Origin of the sequence: Sphingobacterium cavernae (assembly GCF_008520265.1) — a bacterium.
GTDB classification, from domain to species: domain Bacteria; phylum Bacteroidota; class Bacteroidia; order Sphingobacteriales; family Sphingobacteriaceae; genus Sphingobacterium; species Sphingobacterium cavernae.
The window spans coordinates 1-16,457 of record NZ_VIQM01000077.1; the positions used below are offsets into that span (position 1 = coordinate 1).

The window sequence follows — 16,457 nt, forward strand, 5'->3', positions numbered from 1 at the left end:
CTAGCCCTAAAATCTGAGAAAATACATTTATATTTACCATGGCGGTAGTTGAATTTTTGCAAATTAAATATAGCAATCCCTGCTATATAAATTACCGCCATTTTTTACCTTATTTGGGACGCTTCTGAGAAAAAATAAAAGGATAATACAGTACGTATTATCTTTTTTAGTATAAGTAGAGATAAAACGTAAAAAATAGCTACTGATAACAAAGGTAACTGTTGCACAACTTAGCCCCCTCTATTAAAAAGAAAATTTGTACATTTGTAGAGGCTAAAAACCAACCAGATACAGTATGTAAAAACTAATTTCTTTCAGACTTATCATAACATCAACTGCAAAGTAGTTAATGTATTGTTTCATCTATTACGAAAGAAATTATGTTGATTTTACAAAACATTTCATATACACACTCCAACAAAGATTTATTGTTTAGCGACATCAATCTCGCAGTAAATAAACACGATAAAACAGCGTTAATTGGCAATAATGGCGTAGGAAAATCTACTCTGCTCAAAATAATTTCGTGCGAATTACAACCTTCAAGCGGATATGTATACGTTGAAGCCCTGCCCTATTATGTTCCGCAGATTTTCGGTCAATTTAATCATTTGACAATAGCACAAGCGTTGCGAATTGAAGATAAATTGAATGCTTTGAAAGAAATTTTAAGTGGAAACGCAAGTGAAGAAAATTTTAATTTATTGAACGATGATTGGACAATAGAAGACCGCTGCAAAGAAGCATTGCGCTATTGGCAATTAGACGATTTGGACTTATCCGAAAAAATGGAAACTCTTAGCGGAGGACAGAAAACAAAAGTATTCTTGTCAGGAATTTCCATTCATAAGCCTGAACTAGTTTTATTGGACGAGCCTAGTAATCATTTGGATTGTTCAAGTAGACAATTATTGTATGACTTTATCCAAACAACCAAAAGCACTTTGGTAATTGTAAGCCATGACAGAAAATTATTGAACTTACTAAATACCGTTTCTGAATTAAGCAAACAGGGAATTAAAGTTTATGGTGGAAATTACGAATTTTACAAAGAGCAAAAGCAAATTGAAAACAGCGCGTTGAGCCATGACATTAGGAGTAAAGAAAAAGCGTTGCGAAAAGCCAAAGAAAAAGAGCGAGAAACGCTGGAACGACAACAAAAATTAGACAGTCGCGGTAAAAGCAAACAGGAAAAATCAGGTGTTGCCCGAATAATGATGAACACTCTACGAAATAATGCAGAAAACAGTTCATCAAAATTGAAGAGTGTTCACGCAGAAAAAATTGGAGGTATTTCTCAAGATTTACAAGAACTTCGTTCTTCTCTGTCAGCAATTGATCAAATGAAATTCGGATTTGATAATTCAGTATTACACAAAGGAAAAACTTTATTCACAGCAAACCACGTCAATGTTGCGTACAACGGGAAACCGCTTTGGAAGGAAAACTTAAATTTTCAGATTACAAGTGGCGAACGTATCGCATTGAAAGGAAAAAACGGTTCAGGAAAGACGACTCTGATAAAACTAATTTTGGGTGAAGTATTACCACAAACAGGAACAATTTTTCGAGCCAATAATAAAGCTGTTTTCATTGATCAAGACTATTCATCGCTTGACAATAACCTGAAAGTTTACGAACAACCCCAACAATTCAACACATCGGCATTACAAGAACACGAAATAAAAACCCGATTAAACCGATTTTTATTTACAAAAGATGATTGGGATAAATATTGTAGTACTTTGAGTGGTGGCGAAAGAATGCGTTTGTTACTTTGCTGTTTGTTAATTCACAGTAAATCACCAGATATTATTATTTTTGATGAACCGACCAATAATTTGGACATTCAAAATGTGGAAATACTAACGGCAGCTATTAATGAATATCAAGGGACAATTATAGTTGTGTCCCACGACCAAACATTTTTAGAACAAATAAACATAGAACGAGAAATTGAACTTTAACATAATTTAATCGTTAGCATCATCTTAAAAATATAGAGAGGATAATAGATTTAATGGAACTTTCACAAGATCAAAAATTCGCAAAACAACTTGGATTTGATCAATAAAACAGTATATTATAAGAATTAAATAGTAAATAGCCAATAGAATTTAAAGTATGACTGATCTAAATACACTTCCGATTTTAGAATTTACAACATCTGAACTTTTTGAGTCCTGGATGGAAAACAATGAAAATCATTCGAAAGGTATTTGGTTGCGTATATTCAAAAAACAATCAAGCATAGAGACAATTACTTATGCTGAAGCGCTGGATGTATGTCTCTGCTACGGGTGGATAGATGCGCAAAAAAAGTCTTATGATGCGCAATCCTGGATCCAAAAATTGTGTCCGCGCACTGCGAAAAGCATTTGGTCTAAAGTGAATATCGGACATGTAAAAAGACTGATAAAGGATAATAAAATGAAACCTTCAGGCTTCCTAGCTATTGAAAAAGCAAAGTCAGATGGCAGATGGGAAAGAGCTTATGATTCGCCAAGTAATATGGTAATACCTGAAGATTTTCTAACATTACTCCGCAAAAACAGCAAAGCACACGAGTTTTACCAAACGCTAAATAAATCTAATCTCTATTCCATTGGTTTTCGTTTGCAGACTGCAAAAAAACAAGAAACAACAGAAAAACGCATAAAAGAGATAATTGAAAAACTAGCGAGATCTGAAAAACTTTAATAGCTCAGTGGTAGATTCTTTTTTGTTTTGAATGAATATAATACGAAGGCATTTGGAATGACTTAAGACATTTTGGTGCTCTTTAGATATTATTGTAATTTAATAGCATTTAATCATTAAAGAGATTATGCTAATATATACCTTTAGACATGATATCCGCAACTGCAATTACCTACAAAATCTAATAGGATGATTATGCCTCCAATTATTTTAGGAGCACAGATGCGATCTCTTAAGGGGTGTTTTCATTGTTTCGATGATAAGTTAATGAATATTTGTAGTATGAATTTTAATTCGTTATGACCATAATTACTATTGCACAGTACGGACTTCTTCTGATTTTTTCGCTATTTCTGGCTTTTCATTTTTTGGTGCTGCTAAAAGTTATTCCATACAGTATTGTTTGGGGCGGACACTTAAAATCAGATAGAGAAATGTATCGATTTGAGATTATATCAATTTTGGTGAATAGTATTTTTCTCGTTCTAATCTTGATTCAATCGGGTATTTTGACATATGAGTTTCCCCAAAGAATAATGACTATAATGTTGTGGTTCATGTCAGGGTTGTTCCTATTAAATACAATAGGAAATTTAATGTCAAAAAACAGGATGGAAAAAATATTCTTTACTCCCGTTACCATTATTCTGACCGTATTAACATTTCTATTAGCACTTTATAATTGACAAGAGCTAACTGGGAATTCTCTATGAGAATATTTCATTGTAAACGTTATCTGCAAATAAAGTCTTTTTAAAATACAAATATTTAAGAATAAATGAAGTCTTGATGATTTGAATACCTTGAAAAAAAATATTAATGAAATCCGTAAGACATCCTAAAAAACTATTTCTAATAGATAGTTTAGGAGCTCTCCTAACTGCTTTTCTATTATTTGTTGTAGTAAGAAATTTCAATGAATATTTTGGATTACCTAAAATCATATTGACCTACATTTCCGCGATAGCTTTACTTCTCAGTGTCTATTCAATTAGCTGTTTCTATTTTATAAAGAGTAATTGGACATTCTTTATAAGAATAATCGCTTATGCAAACATATTGTACTGCGTGCTGATAAGTATATTACTCCTTAGGTATCACAGCACACTTACAGTCCTTGGATTAACATATTTCTTAATCGAAATAGCAATTATTTGTGGACTTGCTTACATGGAACTTAACGCTGCACATGTCAGCGAAAAAGTGTAATCCAAAATAATAAAGCACTATTTAATTGAGCTTATATTCGGAGATATTAGAGAGTGATTTAGATATTTCCATTCAAATTAGCTATTTTTAAAGAATCGGATCTTCTATCCATTGTACCCAATAATCTTATCCAAACGCGTAGAAAAATCTTGGAGTTGAGCTCTATCGCCACTTCCCAATTCTAAGACTAAATATTCACCTTTGTAGTTTGCTTTTTGCAAGGCTTGCATAACGACTTTCCAATCCACGTCGCCTTCTGTCAAGGGCGCTGAGAAACCCTTTCCCAATCCCTCCTCATTCATTATCTTACGGCTAAACTCTTTGATATGAACCTTAAAAACACGCTTATCTAGCGTCTCGATCCAATGCTCGGGCCAACCATAACGCAATACATTACCCACATCAAAATACCAACCCACCAAAGGATGATTGATCTCATCAACAAATCGCTTGGCTTCGACAGGACTTAAGATAAAATTGTTCCACACATTTTCTAAAGCAATTTTGATATTGTGCTTCTCCGCATAAGGAATTAACTTGTGTATATTTTTTTGTGCTATTGTATAAGCGCTTTCGTAAGATGCTGTGGCATTTACCACACCTGGAACAACCAAAACCGTATCCCCTTCTAATTGCTTCGTTTCTTCCATTGACTTTGCAATAGACTCAATTATGGCTTTTTGTATCGATTCATCTGGGCTTGAAAGAGGTTTTGACCAGTGGTCTTTGTTGACTGTTCCCAATATTTCTATACCTGTCAGGTCACGCGCTTTCAGTAATTCTTTTATATCTAATACACCTGGAGAATTGATTTCAATACCATGAAAACCTAAATCTTTAACCAATTTGAATTTATCCAACACAGACAACTCTTCTTTAATCATGTAATAACTTATTCCCTTCTTTAATTTAAGCTTATTTGAAGCTGCAAAGCTGTCTGAAATAAACGTAGATGCGAATAAGGTGGATGTAGCTGCGATAAATTCTTTACGATTCATAATGTAGATATCAATTAAAAAGATTTTATCTAAGATGACAAAAGTCTTTTAGATTACACAATAAAAGTTCATGTATAACTTTTATTTTACGTTTCGTTTTCTATATAAACTTATTTAGTTACTTTTATATAGTTCAAAACCGCTTATAAACACAAATATTTCCTCAAAACCGCCTTATGACACATACAATATATCCATGCTTGTGGTTTGATGGACAAGCACAAGCAGCTGCAGAATTTTACTGTTCTGTATTTAACAACTCAAAAATCATCTCCCAAAATCCTATTGTAACGGTTTTTGAATTAAATAATACAAGATTTATGGCTTTGAATGGCGGTCCACAATATAAATTTTCATCTGCTAATTCCTATGTCATCACATGTGATACACAGGATGAAATTGATTATTATTGGGTAAAACTGGGTGAAGAAGGTGAATATGGCATGTGCGGCTGCTTGGATGATTAATTTGGAGTATCTTGGCAGATTGTTCCATCAATTCTATCCGAATTAATGACTAATCCTACTACCGCTCCAAAAGTAACCCAAGTCTTTATGCGCATGACGAAGTTTAATATTGAAGAACTTCTTTCTGCAGCAAAATAAAAAAGCCTTTTGAGTATTTTCAAAAGGCTTTCTGTTTAAAATCTTATTTTCTTTTCTGGTATTCTTGTAATACAAATTCCAGTTGTTGATCTTGTGTTAAATTGGAATTATCCAAAACAATTGCATCTTCAGCTTGACGTAACGGACTTTCTTCTCGTGTACTATCGATGTCATCACGATGTGCTAGATTTTCAATGATTTCATCCAACGTAACTTGTTCGCCTTTTGCTGTCAGCTCTGCAAAACGACGATTTGCACGTACCAACGGATCTGCTGTCATAAATATTTTAAGATCAGCATCAGGAAATACTGTAGTTCCAATATCACGTCCATCCATCACGATGTCGCGACGCGCTCCCAGTTGTTGTTGTTGCGCCACCATCGCTCTACGCACTTCCTTGATTGTGCTTACTTCACTCACCTTTTCCGAAACTTCCATTTGACGAATTTCGTCTGAAATATCGTCGCCATTTAGCAAAATTTGCGTTTTATCAGTATTCGGAATAAAATCGATATGAATATTTTCTAGTGCTTTATTAATCGCTGCAGTATCTTCTAAATCGACGTTATTTCGCAAAATATAAAGTGTCACTGCACGATACATAGAACCACTATCCACAAAAACAAAGTTTAGCTTTTTGGCAATAGCCTTAGCAACCGTACTTTTGCCACAAGATGAAAATCCATCGATCGCTATAATAAAATTTTCTCTTGCCATTAGTTGTTACCTCCGATTATAACACCAGGCTTATTCACCAATGGCACTTTTGATAAATTATCATCCACAATGCTTTCAGGAAGGAAAATATATTTTTTGTCGTAAATCGTATTGTCAATATAGAAGCTTAACAAATACTCATTCGTCAAACCGAAAACTTGCGTATCAATAATTTCAATCTGAACTGAAGTTTTAGGAGCTACATCCCCTAGAAAATGTCTAAGCGTGGTCGTTTTCACTTCCCTACCATCCTTCTCCCCATAACCCTTAGACGATACCAAAACATTTGTCAAAGCCACATTCTTTTCATTCACCAAATAAACAGTCCAACTTATGTTATTAGGCGAACTATTTTCCAACACTACCGCAATGGAAATATCCTCAACTATATTAACAGGCAAATCCTTCTTCATTCTTATTTCTTTTTCGTTGTAGCCTTAGCTGTCGCTTTCTTTGCTGGAGCTTTTTTTGTAGTAGTCTTCGCAGCAGCAGCTTTCGTTGTTTTTGTTGCCTTAGCTTTGGGGGCTTTAGGGTCTTCTTCAGCCCACTTCAACACATCCGCATAAGTAATCGCATCCACTTCCATTCCTTTTGGAATTTTCAAGTTTTGCTTTCCAAAACGTACAAATGGTCCCCAACGGCCTTTTTCGATTTGTGCATCTGGATTTTCATCAAACACACGAATCACTTTCTCAATATCTTTTTGACGCTTTTCTTTGATAATCTCAATTGCCTGCTCAACCGTTACATCTAAAGGATCCAATCCTTTTGGCAAGGAATAGAAAGAAGAATTGTGACGAATATATGGGCCAAATCGACCAATAGCTACAGTCATTTCTTTCTCTTCAAATTCACCCACTTTTTTCGGAAGCTTAAATAATTCCATGGCTTCTTCAAAAGTGATAGTCTCGATCATTTGACCTTTACGCAGCGAAGCAAATACTGGTTTTTCCTCGTCATCTTGTGCCCCAATTTGAACCAAAGGCCCAAAACGTCCGACACGTACAGTTACAGGTTTTCCTGAAACAGGATCAACACCCAATTCACGCTCATGCGTAGCGCGATCAGCATTTTCTAATGTATCTTCTACTTCAGAGTGGAAAGGACGGTAGAAATTTTCCAACATGTCGGTCCACTCCTTATTTCCTTGCGCAATCTCATCGAACTCACGCTCTACCTTTGCGGTAAAATGAAAATCAACAATACCTTTAAAATGCTCTACCAAAAAGTCATTTACCAAAACACCGATATCTGTAGGGAACATTTTACTGCGTTCTACCCCCGTCATTTCAGTTTTGATAACTTCCGAAACTTGACCTTCTTTCAAAGTCAACACTTTAAAATCTCTTGGTTTACCATCTCTATCTTCTTTTACCACATAGCCACGATTTTGTATCGTTGAAATTGTTGGTGCATATGTAGATGGACGACCAATACCCAATTCTTCTAATTTTTTTACCAATGAAGCTTCCGTAAAACGAGCAGGAGGTCTTGAGAAACGTTCTGTAGCCGTCATATCATTTAGATAAAGTGACTGACCAACTTCCAATGGAGGCAATAGTGCATTATCGGCATCTTCATCTATTGAATTATCGGATTCCTCATCTACAGATTCCATGTAAACCTTTAAGAAACCATCAAACTTCATGATTTCACCAGTCGCAGTTAATTCTTCATTACGTGTTGACACAGAAATCTTTGCAACAGTCTTCTCAAACTCCGCTTCACTCATTTGCGACGCAATCGCACGTTTCCAAATCAATTCGTACAAACGTACTTCTGATGGATCAGCCGAAATGCTATGGTTAGAAAAATAAGTTGGACGAATAGCCTCGTGCGCTTCTTGAGCACCACTAGACTTCGTTTTATATTTACGCATCTTATGGTATTTGTCACCATAAGCTTTAAGAATCTCATCTTGTGCGCCCTGAATTGCTGTATCCGATAAATTAACGGAGTCAGTACGCATATAGGTAATATGTCCGGCTTCATACAGGCGCTGAGCAACTTGCATCGTACGAGCAACTGAATATCCTAACTTTCTACTCGCTTCCTGTTGTAATGTAGATGTTGTAAAAGGTGCTGAAGGATTACGCTTTGCAGGTTTTTTCTCCAGATTATTTACCGCATATGTTGCAGCAATGCAGTCATTCAAAAACTTTTCTGCTTCATCCTTTTTAGCAAAACGATGTGGCAATTCTGCTTTTAAGGATTCTTTAGCTTTACCCGTATTGAAAATTGCTACGATCTTAAACGAAGCTTCCGCATTAAATTTGTTGATTTCACGCTCACGTTCTACAATCAAACGAACAGCAACAGATTGAACACGTCCGGCAGAAAGCGAAGGCTTTACTTTACGCCACAATACAGGTGAAAGTTCAAAACCTACTAATCTGTCTAATACACGGCGCGCTTGCTGTGCATTTACTAAATTGTAATCAATCTTACGTGGCGATTCAATGGCTTTAAGAATCGCAGGTTTGGTGATTTCATGAAATACAATACGTTTTGTTTTGTCTTCCTTTAATCCTAACGTATCGAATAAGTGCCAAGATATTGCCTCCCCCTCGCGGTCCTCATCGGACGCTAGCCAAACTGTTTCTGCAGCTTTAGCCAATTTCTTTAATTCACTGACTACAGCCTTTTTATCAGCTGGAACCTCATACTTTTGTTCAAATTTATTATCCGTATCAATTGCATCATCGGTTTTCACCAAATCACGAATATGCCCATAACTTGACTTCACCAAGAAGTCACTTCCTAGATAACCCTCTATCGTTTTTGCCTTCGCAGGCGACTCTACAATTAATAAATTTTTAGCCATTTAATATGTTAAGATTTCTGCAAATATTATTATTTCAAAATGGATTGACAATTTTTTTTTTGTGTTTACACCAAATAATATGTTAAAACATCCAATGTCCACTTGCAATATCCAGTAAATAAAACACTGCAAAAACTACCGACGCTATTCCATTTGTAGTCATAAATGCTCTATCCACTCGTGACAAATCGTTTGGACTTACGATACGGTGCTGATAAATTAATAGTGCTCCATAAAAAGCAATTCCTATATAATATAATATTCCTACTTGTGTAAAAAATGCGGGCAAAAGCACCAATATGAATGAAAACACGTGAAGTACTTCCGATATTTTAAGTGCCATCGTGCCTCCAAAATTAGCTGGTATTGAATTTAACCCATTTTCTCTATCGAACTCTTCATCTTGCAAGGCATATATTATATCAAATCCACTTACCCAAGCCAATACGGCCAGGCCATAAAAAATAGGAACAATATGAAATTGTCCTGTAACAACCATATAAGCACCAACTGGAGCTAAGCCTAAACCTAAACCTAATACCAAGTGACATAATGGTGAAATGCGCTTCATATACGAATAAAACAACACCACAAATAATGCTACTGGTGATAATGCTAGACACATTGGATTAATAAAATATGTCGCAATTATAAATACAATACAGTTTACGATTGTAAAAGAAAGGGCTTGTTGTGGGTTAATACGTCCTGCCGGAATATCGCGTACTGCTGTACGTGGATTTAATGCATCGATATCACGATCCAAATACCTGTTAAATGCCATCGCAGCATTGCGCGCTGTCACCATACACACTAACATCAACCCCAATAATGACCATTTAAACTCAAATTGTGTTGTATTGATTGCCAAAAAGAAACCAATAAATGCGAAAGGAAGAGCAAAAATACTGTGCGCAAATAGCACTAAAGACATGTATTTCTTCATATCTCCTCCTCAATAATAGGATGCTGGAAACCAGTATTTATATCTTCAATCGTCTGTAATATTGGATCTAAACCCACTTTATCTTCAGCTGAAGTTAAGAAACGTTGTGGCACTTCTTCAAACCACTTTAATAGTGCACGTTTATATTTTGCTATATTTTGATCCGATTTCACAGTTGATTGCTTATCGCCTTTGGTGAATATAAGCATGAAAGGCAAGCCTTTCTCACCCAACCAACAACAAAAATCTAAATCAATCTTTTGTGGCTCTAAACGAGAATCTATTAAAACAAAAATGCATTGCAAATTCGGTCGGTTGGTCAAATAGTAACGTATAAATTTTCCCCAATCCGCTCTATTTTTCTTTGAGGTCTGCGCATAACCATATCCTGGCAAATCCACCAAATACCAATTATTATTAACAATAAAATGATTAATTAGTTGTGTTTTACCTGGTTTTTGCGATGTTTTTGCCAAACCTTTCTTTCCCGTCAAAGCATTGATTAAAGACGATTTACCTACATTCGATCGTCCTATAAATGCGTATTCCGGTAAATTCGGAGCAGGCAATTTACTAACTTCTGTATTGCTACATACAAATTCTGCGGTTTTTACTAGCATAGAGCAAAGGTAGAATTAATTTTATGAAATATAAATGCCCGTCAATTTACACATACAAGGTCGAGGATTTATTAGTATTTTAGTCCACCTATATCATACATATGCTATCACTACAAAATATAGTAAAACAATACGCTAATCACCGAGCCTTGGACGATGTATCCATAGATATTCCAGAAGGCAAAATATTTGGCCTTTTAGGTCCAAATGGAGCTGGAAAAACATCGCTGATACGAATTATCAATCAGATAACAGCTCCAGATTCGGGAAAGATATATTTTGACAACGAGTTGTTATCACCCAAACATATTGAACAAATTGGTTATCTTCCAGAGGAAAGAGGCTTATATAGAAAGATGAAAGTTGGGGAGCAAATGATTTATCTCGCACAGCTGAAAGGCCTTTCGAAAACGGAAGCTAAAAAAAAAATATCTTATTGGTTTGAAAAGTTGGATATCGCTACGTGGTGGGACAAGCGAATTGAAGATTTGAGTAAAGGAATGCAACAAAAGGTGCAGTTTATTGCTACTATATTACATGATCCTAAACTTATTATACTCGATGAACCTTTCTCGGGTTTTGATCCTGTTAATGCGCAAATCATTCAAGAAGAAATACTAGAACTCAATAAAAATGGGGCTACTATTATCTATTCTACCCATAGAATGGAAACTGTGGAGGAACTTTGTGACAACATAGCATTAATCAATAAATCAAAAAAAATATTGGATGGTGCAGTAAAAGACATTAAAAAACAATACCAAAATCAATCGTTCCTAATTGACTTCCTAGCGACAGGTTCTTTGGTGAATCATAATAATTCAATTTATCAATTAATAGCACTGCATGCGCAGGACGATTTGGTCCAAATTGAAATCAAAATTAATACAGGATTTCAATTGAATGATGTGTTGAACTACCTCATTCCACAAGTGCAACTCCATCAAGTAAAAGAAATTGTACCTAGCATTCATGATATTTTTATAGAAAAAGTAACCCACACATATGAACAAAATTAAACTTATTATCCAACGTGAATACCTGACTCGAGTACGCAAAAAATCATTTTTGCTGACTACATTTTTGGTGCCGTTGTTTTTTATCGCGATGTATGTTGGTGTGATCTTTTTGACTAAAAAAAGTTTTGACGAAAGCCATTCCTATGTTTATGTAGTCGATGATTCATCGGATGTATCAGCGAAATTAAATTCTTCAAAAAACGTTACATACCTTAAAGAAAGCCAAAATCTTAATGAGCAAATAAGTAAAATCACTAAAGAAGAAGCCAAAACAAGCATATTGCATATACCTAATAACTTTTATGAGACTGAAGCTGTCGAATTCCTTTCCAATGACAAACCTAATCTAGCTATTGAAGCTGAAATAAGAGACAGTTTGAATCGTATCATAAAAGATAAGAAATATGAAACCTACGGTATAACTGCAGACATACGAAGATCAATCAAATCAGATGTCAAAATACGGTCTAAAGAGATCAAGGAAGATGGTGCTACAACTGAATCCAATACCGAAGTAGCAATGGCCATTTCTTTAGCCTTATCTATTTTGGTCTATATTTCATTATTCCTATATGGATCTCAGGTGATGCGCGGCATTATTGAGGAAAAAAATAGCAGAATAATAGAAGTTATAATTTCTTCGGTCAAACCATTTGAATTGATGATGGGTAAGATTGTAGGTATTGGTCTAGTTGGCTTAACACAGTTTGCACTCTGGATTATTGTTTCAATAAGTTTAGTTGGTTTTGCCTCATCCTTTCTCGTTTCCAAACAAGAGTTGGCAAATCAACTCATGAATTCTAATTCCCAAAGTATAGGTAATCTTAATAATCAAGTAGATCAAGCGCCTATTCTTAGCGGAGATACACTTAGTGAACTTTTAACTTTGCTACAAACCGTCAACTTAACAGAAATTGTTGTTTGTTTTTTTGTTTTCTTTTTAGGCGGTTATTTGATTTATAGTGCTCTATTCGCAGCGGTAGGTTCGGCCGTAGATAGTGAGACCGAAGCTTCTCAATTTACACTTCCTATTACTATGCCGCTTTTATTGACTTATGCGCTATCATTTGGTGTATTAATCAATAATCCACATGGTACAGTAGCTACTTGGCTGAGTTTCATCCCTTTCACCTCTCCTATTGCAATGCTTGTTCGTATTCCATTTGGTGTACCTACATGGCAGATTGTTGTGTCAGCTTTTTTATTAATTCTAGGGTTTATTTTGACCACTTGGATTGCTGCACGAATTTACCGTGTTGGTATATTAATGTATGGTAAAAAGGCAAGCTATAAAGAGCTAATCAAGTGGTTTAAGTACAAAAGTTAATTATATTTGCTACTTGCAACAATAAATAAAGTATTATCATGTCAAAACTTATCAATTTACGCACATTTAAAGAGTTTTTTGAATCCAGTACTGGAGGCGGAATTCTATTGTTTATTTGTGTTATTCTAGCTCTTATTATAGCAAATTCTCCATTAGGAGAAAGTTTACTTTCATCCTTATCTACAAAAATTGGTTTTGAAAATGAATCCATCCAATTAAATTATAGTATAAAACAATGGGTGGATGATGGATTGATGGCAATTTTCTTTTTGTTAGTAGGACTAGAAATCAAGCGGGAATTGGTAGAAGGTGAACTCGCTTCTCCTAAAAAAGCGGCTCTTCCTATTTTTGCTGCTATAGGTGGTGCATTAGTGCCTGCAGCTATATATGCTATCTTTAATCATGATGCCGATACTCATCACGGTTGGGGTATTCCAATGGCTACGGATATAGCCTTTGCATTAGCAGTAATATCAATGTTGGATAAGCGCGTACCCGCAAGCCTCAAAATATTTCTTGCAGCATTGGCGATTGTGGATGATTTATTAGCTATTTTAGTTATTGCGATATTTTACTCTTCTGAATTACACTATACATACCTATTATATGCCGGTGGAATATTTGCATTGCAACTCGTGTTCAATAAGTTTGGTGTCAAACATATATTGGCTTACGTCATACCTGGAATATTTATGTGGTATTTCATTCACCATTCTGGTATTCACGCTACTATCGCAGGTGTATTGACAGCTATGACGCTACCTACTACGCCAGACGATAAGGAGTCTCCATTGGAGAAACTAGAGCATATTCTAGCTAAACCAGTAAATTTTATCATTATCCCAATTTTTGCATTCGTCAATACTGTAATTGTTCTAAGTGCAGATATGATTGGTGGTTTGTCATCACCAATGGGATTAGGAATTATTATTGGTCTTGTAGTCGGTAAATCAGTAGGTATATTATTTACATGTTTCATTTGCGTGAAATCAGGTTTATCTTCTTTACCAGAAAGTGCAGGTTGGAAACATATGTTTGGTGTAGGATTATTAAGTGGAATAGGCTTTACCATGTCCATTTTCGTAGCGATGTTATCTTTTGCAGACCCGTTACATATTGAAGAAGCTAAGTTAGCTATACTTGTCGCTTCTCTGATCGCTGGTATTAGTGGATATGTTTTCTTATCATCTTTAAGTAGAAAAGAAAAACCTACCGATAATTAACTATAGCGATACAACTACAATAAATTTAATTTAAACATAATTTTTATTACACACAACAGACTTACAGTTAACTTTAGGCATAAGCAATCAACCTACCCCCCTATATTTGAAGGGCAGTTCATTTTTTGAGTTGCCCTTTTTTATTTCATTGTAGCTAAAGTATTCATAAACACGTTATATAAGCAAAGTATTAAAACAAATTACTATGAATACGTATAATATTAAATTATTTTTCTTTGCAGTATTAAGCACACTTATCTTGTCTAGTTGTCTGAAAGATGACCTAAATTCACCCAATGTTCCTCAGGCTGGCTTCACTATGATAAATTTGTACACAGGAGCAAATTCCGTTATACATAAAGCAGACAACAATTTTATACAAACAATGAATAATCCTTTACCATTTAAGGGAATTAATTTTGTTTACCTCTATCCTGGAAATCGTAAAATTCAAACAATCGATTCATCAAATAAAATTTTAATAGATAGTACCTACGCCATTAAAGACAGCTTATTGTATACTTCTATCGTTTTTGATAAAGCTGACAATAAAGTTGGTCAGCGTGTTGTTAGCGACACCTTATTAAGTAACTTATCAACCAACGGTGCATTCCGATTTGTGAATCTAGCTTTTGATAAGATCAATGTTGATTTGTTTATCGAAGATACAAAGGTCATTTCAAATAGAGCTTATGATGGTAACACATTAGTACCAAATAATTACAAATTTGTTTCTCAATCATCTGGCAATAAAAAAATTACAGTCAAAAATAATGCAAACGAAATGTTGACAGAAAAAGACATAAATATCCTAGCTGGAATGCACTACTCTTTTGTATTAATCAAACACACTACAGAAAATAAATATGAGTTAGTTGTTCACCAACAATATCGAAATTAATTCGACAAATAGTGATAGCCAACTAATATTGCAACATCAGGTGTGTTATATTAGTGCTAATAAATTGCGGAGAATTAGTTAAAAACGAAAAGCAATCAAAATAAAAAAAGCTAATCGAATATTCGATTAGCTTTTTTTTATCTGCGGAGAGCGAGGGATTCGAACCCCCGAACCTGTGACAGTTAACGGTTTTCAAGACCGCCGCATTCGACCACTCTGCCAGCTCTCCGCCACAAAAGTAGAAATTCTAACTAGATCTGCAAAATTTATTTTAAATTAAAACGCTTTCAAACAACATCAAGCGAGTTTTAAATTGAAAATTAGGATTTTACAAATTGGATATCTGCAGAAAACTTAACCTCTTCTGACACCATTACGCCACCAGTTTCTAAAGCTGCATTCCAAGTTAATCCAAAATCAGTTCTATTAATCTTACCCGTTACAGTATATCCAACCTTATCATTTCCCCAAGGATCTTTTGCGACACCTCCAAACTCAACATTCAATTTAATAGATTTTGTGATACCCTTAATTGTTAAGTCGCCAGTTACGTTATAATTCTCATCATCTTCCTTGTCTATTGATGTTGATTTAAAAAGAATAGATGGATTATTTGATGCGTCAAAAAAGTCAGAACTTTTCAAATGTTGATCACGCTGCTCATTTTTAGTATCAATAGAATCTACATCTATCTTTACTTCTACCTGTGCCTGTGTAATGTCGTCAGAACCATTCTCTACCAATACTTCAAAAGATTTAAACTGACCCTTTACAGTTGAAATCATCATGTGACGTACTTTAAATTCTAGTTCGCTGTGCGCCGAGTCTAATTGCCAATTTGCCATAATTTTAGTTTTTATAATGTGCTTAATTCTATTTATTATTCGTTTTACAAAGGTAAACACTCCATAAGTAGTGAATTCTTAATCTATATTAAGAAATTCATTTAATTTTATTCAATTGTAAAGCAAATAGTTATTGAAATTTAAGGAATTTTTAGCTTATATATTTTGCAAATACTATTCAAAATACTACTTTTGTACTACCGAAAGGGAAGCGCCAATAGCTCAGCTGGATAGAGCATCGGTTTTCTAAACCGACGGTCAGGGGTTCGAATCCCTTTTGGCGTACTTCTTTCAAAGCTCTTCAATTCTTGGAGAGCTTTTTTTTGTCTATAACCACCAGTAAAAGTTGACAAAGCTTATAAAATAAATTCAACAATACCCGTTGTGCATTATGAGGATCATGTACAAAACCTGTGGACTAAGCAAATAACTTAGTCAATCTGAATAAGAAAAAATTGATATCACGAACCCCTCTAAACTGACTTCTGAATGCTTTTATTTTTGCATTAAAAGATTCTGCTG

General features: G+C 34.8%; 14 protein-coding genes and 2 tRNA genes. 8 read left to right on the forward strand and 8 right to left on the reverse strand.

Annotation, left to right across the window (positions count from 1 at the left end):
* The first annotated feature begins 380 nt into the window (after positions 1-380).
* On the forward strand, positions 381-1,967 hold the full coding sequence (gene abc-f / locus FLS47_RS14835; protein WP_149915135.1) for a ribosomal protection-like ABC-F family protein: 1,587 nt from the start codon (positions 381-383) through the stop codon (positions 1,965-1,967).
* Positions 1,968-2,124: 157 nt separating this feature from the next.
* Positions 2,125-2,700: a YdeI/OmpD-associated family protein gene (locus tag FLS47_RS14840; RefSeq protein ID WP_149915136.1), complete on the forward strand. Its 576-nt coding sequence runs from the start codon at positions 2,125-2,127 to the stop codon at positions 2,698-2,700.
* A 1,313-nt stretch (positions 2,701-4,013) separates the two neighbouring features.
* Here the strand turns inward: FLS47_RS14840 and FLS47_RS14850 are convergent.
* Positions 4,014-4,907 carry a sugar phosphate isomerase/epimerase family protein gene (locus tag FLS47_RS14850; protein WP_149915138.1) on the reverse strand — a complete coding sequence of 298 codons (894 nt, stop codon included), beginning with the start codon at positions 4,905-4,907 and terminating at the stop codon, positions 4,014-4,016.
* Positions 4,908-5,083: 176 nt separating this feature from the next.
* Between FLS47_RS14850 and FLS47_RS14855 the strand changes: the two genes are divergently transcribed.
* On the forward strand, positions 5,084-5,374 hold the full coding sequence (locus tag FLS47_RS14855) for a VOC family protein (protein WP_223225330.1): 291 nt from the start codon (positions 5,084-5,086) through the stop codon (positions 5,372-5,374).
* A 181-nt stretch (positions 5,375-5,555) separates the two neighbouring features.
* Here FLS47_RS14855 and cmk read toward each other — a convergent pair whose 3' ends face one another.
* From cmk to yihA, 5 genes are all read right to left on the reverse strand, one after another.
* Positions 5,556-6,230: a (d)CMP kinase gene (gene cmk / locus FLS47_RS14860; protein ID WP_149915139.1), complete on the reverse strand. Its 675-nt coding sequence runs from the start codon at positions 6,228-6,230 to the stop codon at positions 5,556-5,558.
* A complete protein-coding gene (locus FLS47_RS14865) occupies positions 6,230-6,643 on the reverse strand; it encodes a hypothetical protein (protein WP_149915140.1) in 414 nt (137 codons plus the stop codon). The genes cmk and FLS47_RS14865 overlap by 1 nt, the downstream gene beginning before the upstream one ends.
* 2 nt (positions 6,644-6,645) lie before the next feature.
* Positions 6,646-9,054: a type I DNA topoisomerase gene (topA, locus tag FLS47_RS14870; RefSeq protein ID WP_149915141.1), complete on the reverse strand. Its 2,409-nt coding sequence runs from the start codon at positions 9,052-9,054 to the stop codon at positions 6,646-6,648.
* Positions 9,055-9,136: 82 nt separating this feature from the next.
* Positions 9,137-10,000: a UbiA-like polyprenyltransferase gene (locus FLS47_RS14875; RefSeq protein WP_149915142.1), complete on the reverse strand. Its 864-nt coding sequence runs from the start codon at positions 9,998-10,000 to the stop codon at positions 9,137-9,139.
* Positions 9,997-10,620: a ribosome biogenesis GTP-binding protein YihA/YsxC gene (yihA, locus tag FLS47_RS14880; RefSeq protein WP_149915143.1), complete on the reverse strand. Its 624-nt coding sequence runs from the start codon at positions 10,618-10,620 to the stop codon at positions 9,997-9,999. The genes FLS47_RS14875 and yihA overlap by 4 nt, the downstream gene beginning before the upstream one ends.
* Before the next feature lie 101 nt (positions 10,621-10,721).
* Between yihA and FLS47_RS14885 the strand changes: the two genes are divergently transcribed.
* The 4 genes from FLS47_RS14885 (at position 10,722) to FLS47_RS14900 (ending at position 15,090) form a co-directional block, all read left to right on the forward strand.
* Entirely contained in the window at positions 10,722-11,639 is a 918-nt protein-coding gene (locus FLS47_RS14885) for an ABC transporter ATP-binding protein (RefSeq protein ID WP_149915144.1), read from the forward strand.
* Positions 11,626-12,966, forward strand: a complete 1,341-nt coding sequence (locus FLS47_RS14890; protein WP_149915145.1) for an ABC transporter permease — start codon at positions 11,626-11,628, stop codon at positions 12,964-12,966. The genes FLS47_RS14885 and FLS47_RS14890 overlap by 14 nt, the downstream gene beginning before the upstream one ends.
* A gap of 38 nt (positions 12,967-13,004) precedes the next feature.
* Positions 13,005-14,189 (forward strand): Na+/H+ antiporter NhaA, encoded by a 1,185-nt coding sequence (gene nhaA, locus FLS47_RS14895; protein ID WP_149915146.1) that lies wholly within the window; start codon positions 13,005-13,007, stop codon positions 14,187-14,189.
* Positions 14,190-14,394: 205 nt separating this feature from the next.
* On the forward strand, positions 14,395-15,090 hold the full coding sequence (locus FLS47_RS14900; protein ID WP_149915147.1) for a DUF4397 domain-containing protein: 696 nt from the start codon (positions 14,395-14,397) through the stop codon (positions 15,088-15,090).
* A gap of 144 nt (positions 15,091-15,234) precedes the next feature.
* Here FLS47_RS14900 and FLS47_RS14905 read toward each other — a convergent pair.
* Both FLS47_RS14905 and FLS47_RS14910 read right to left on the reverse strand, forming a co-directional pair.
* Positions 15,235-15,319 (reverse strand) — tRNA-Ser (locus tag FLS47_RS14905).
* Between the two features lie 91 nt (positions 15,320-15,410).
* Positions 15,411-15,935, reverse strand: a complete 525-nt coding sequence (locus FLS47_RS14910; protein WP_149915148.1) for a YceI family protein — start codon at positions 15,933-15,935, stop codon at positions 15,411-15,413.
* 211 nt (positions 15,936-16,146) lie between these two features.
* On the opposite strand from FLS47_RS14910, the gene FLS47_RS14915 reads away from it, so the two are divergent.
* A tRNA-Arg gene (locus tag FLS47_RS14915) sits at positions 16,147-16,220 on the forward strand.
* The last annotated feature ends 237 nt before the right edge of the window (positions 16,221-16,457 follow it).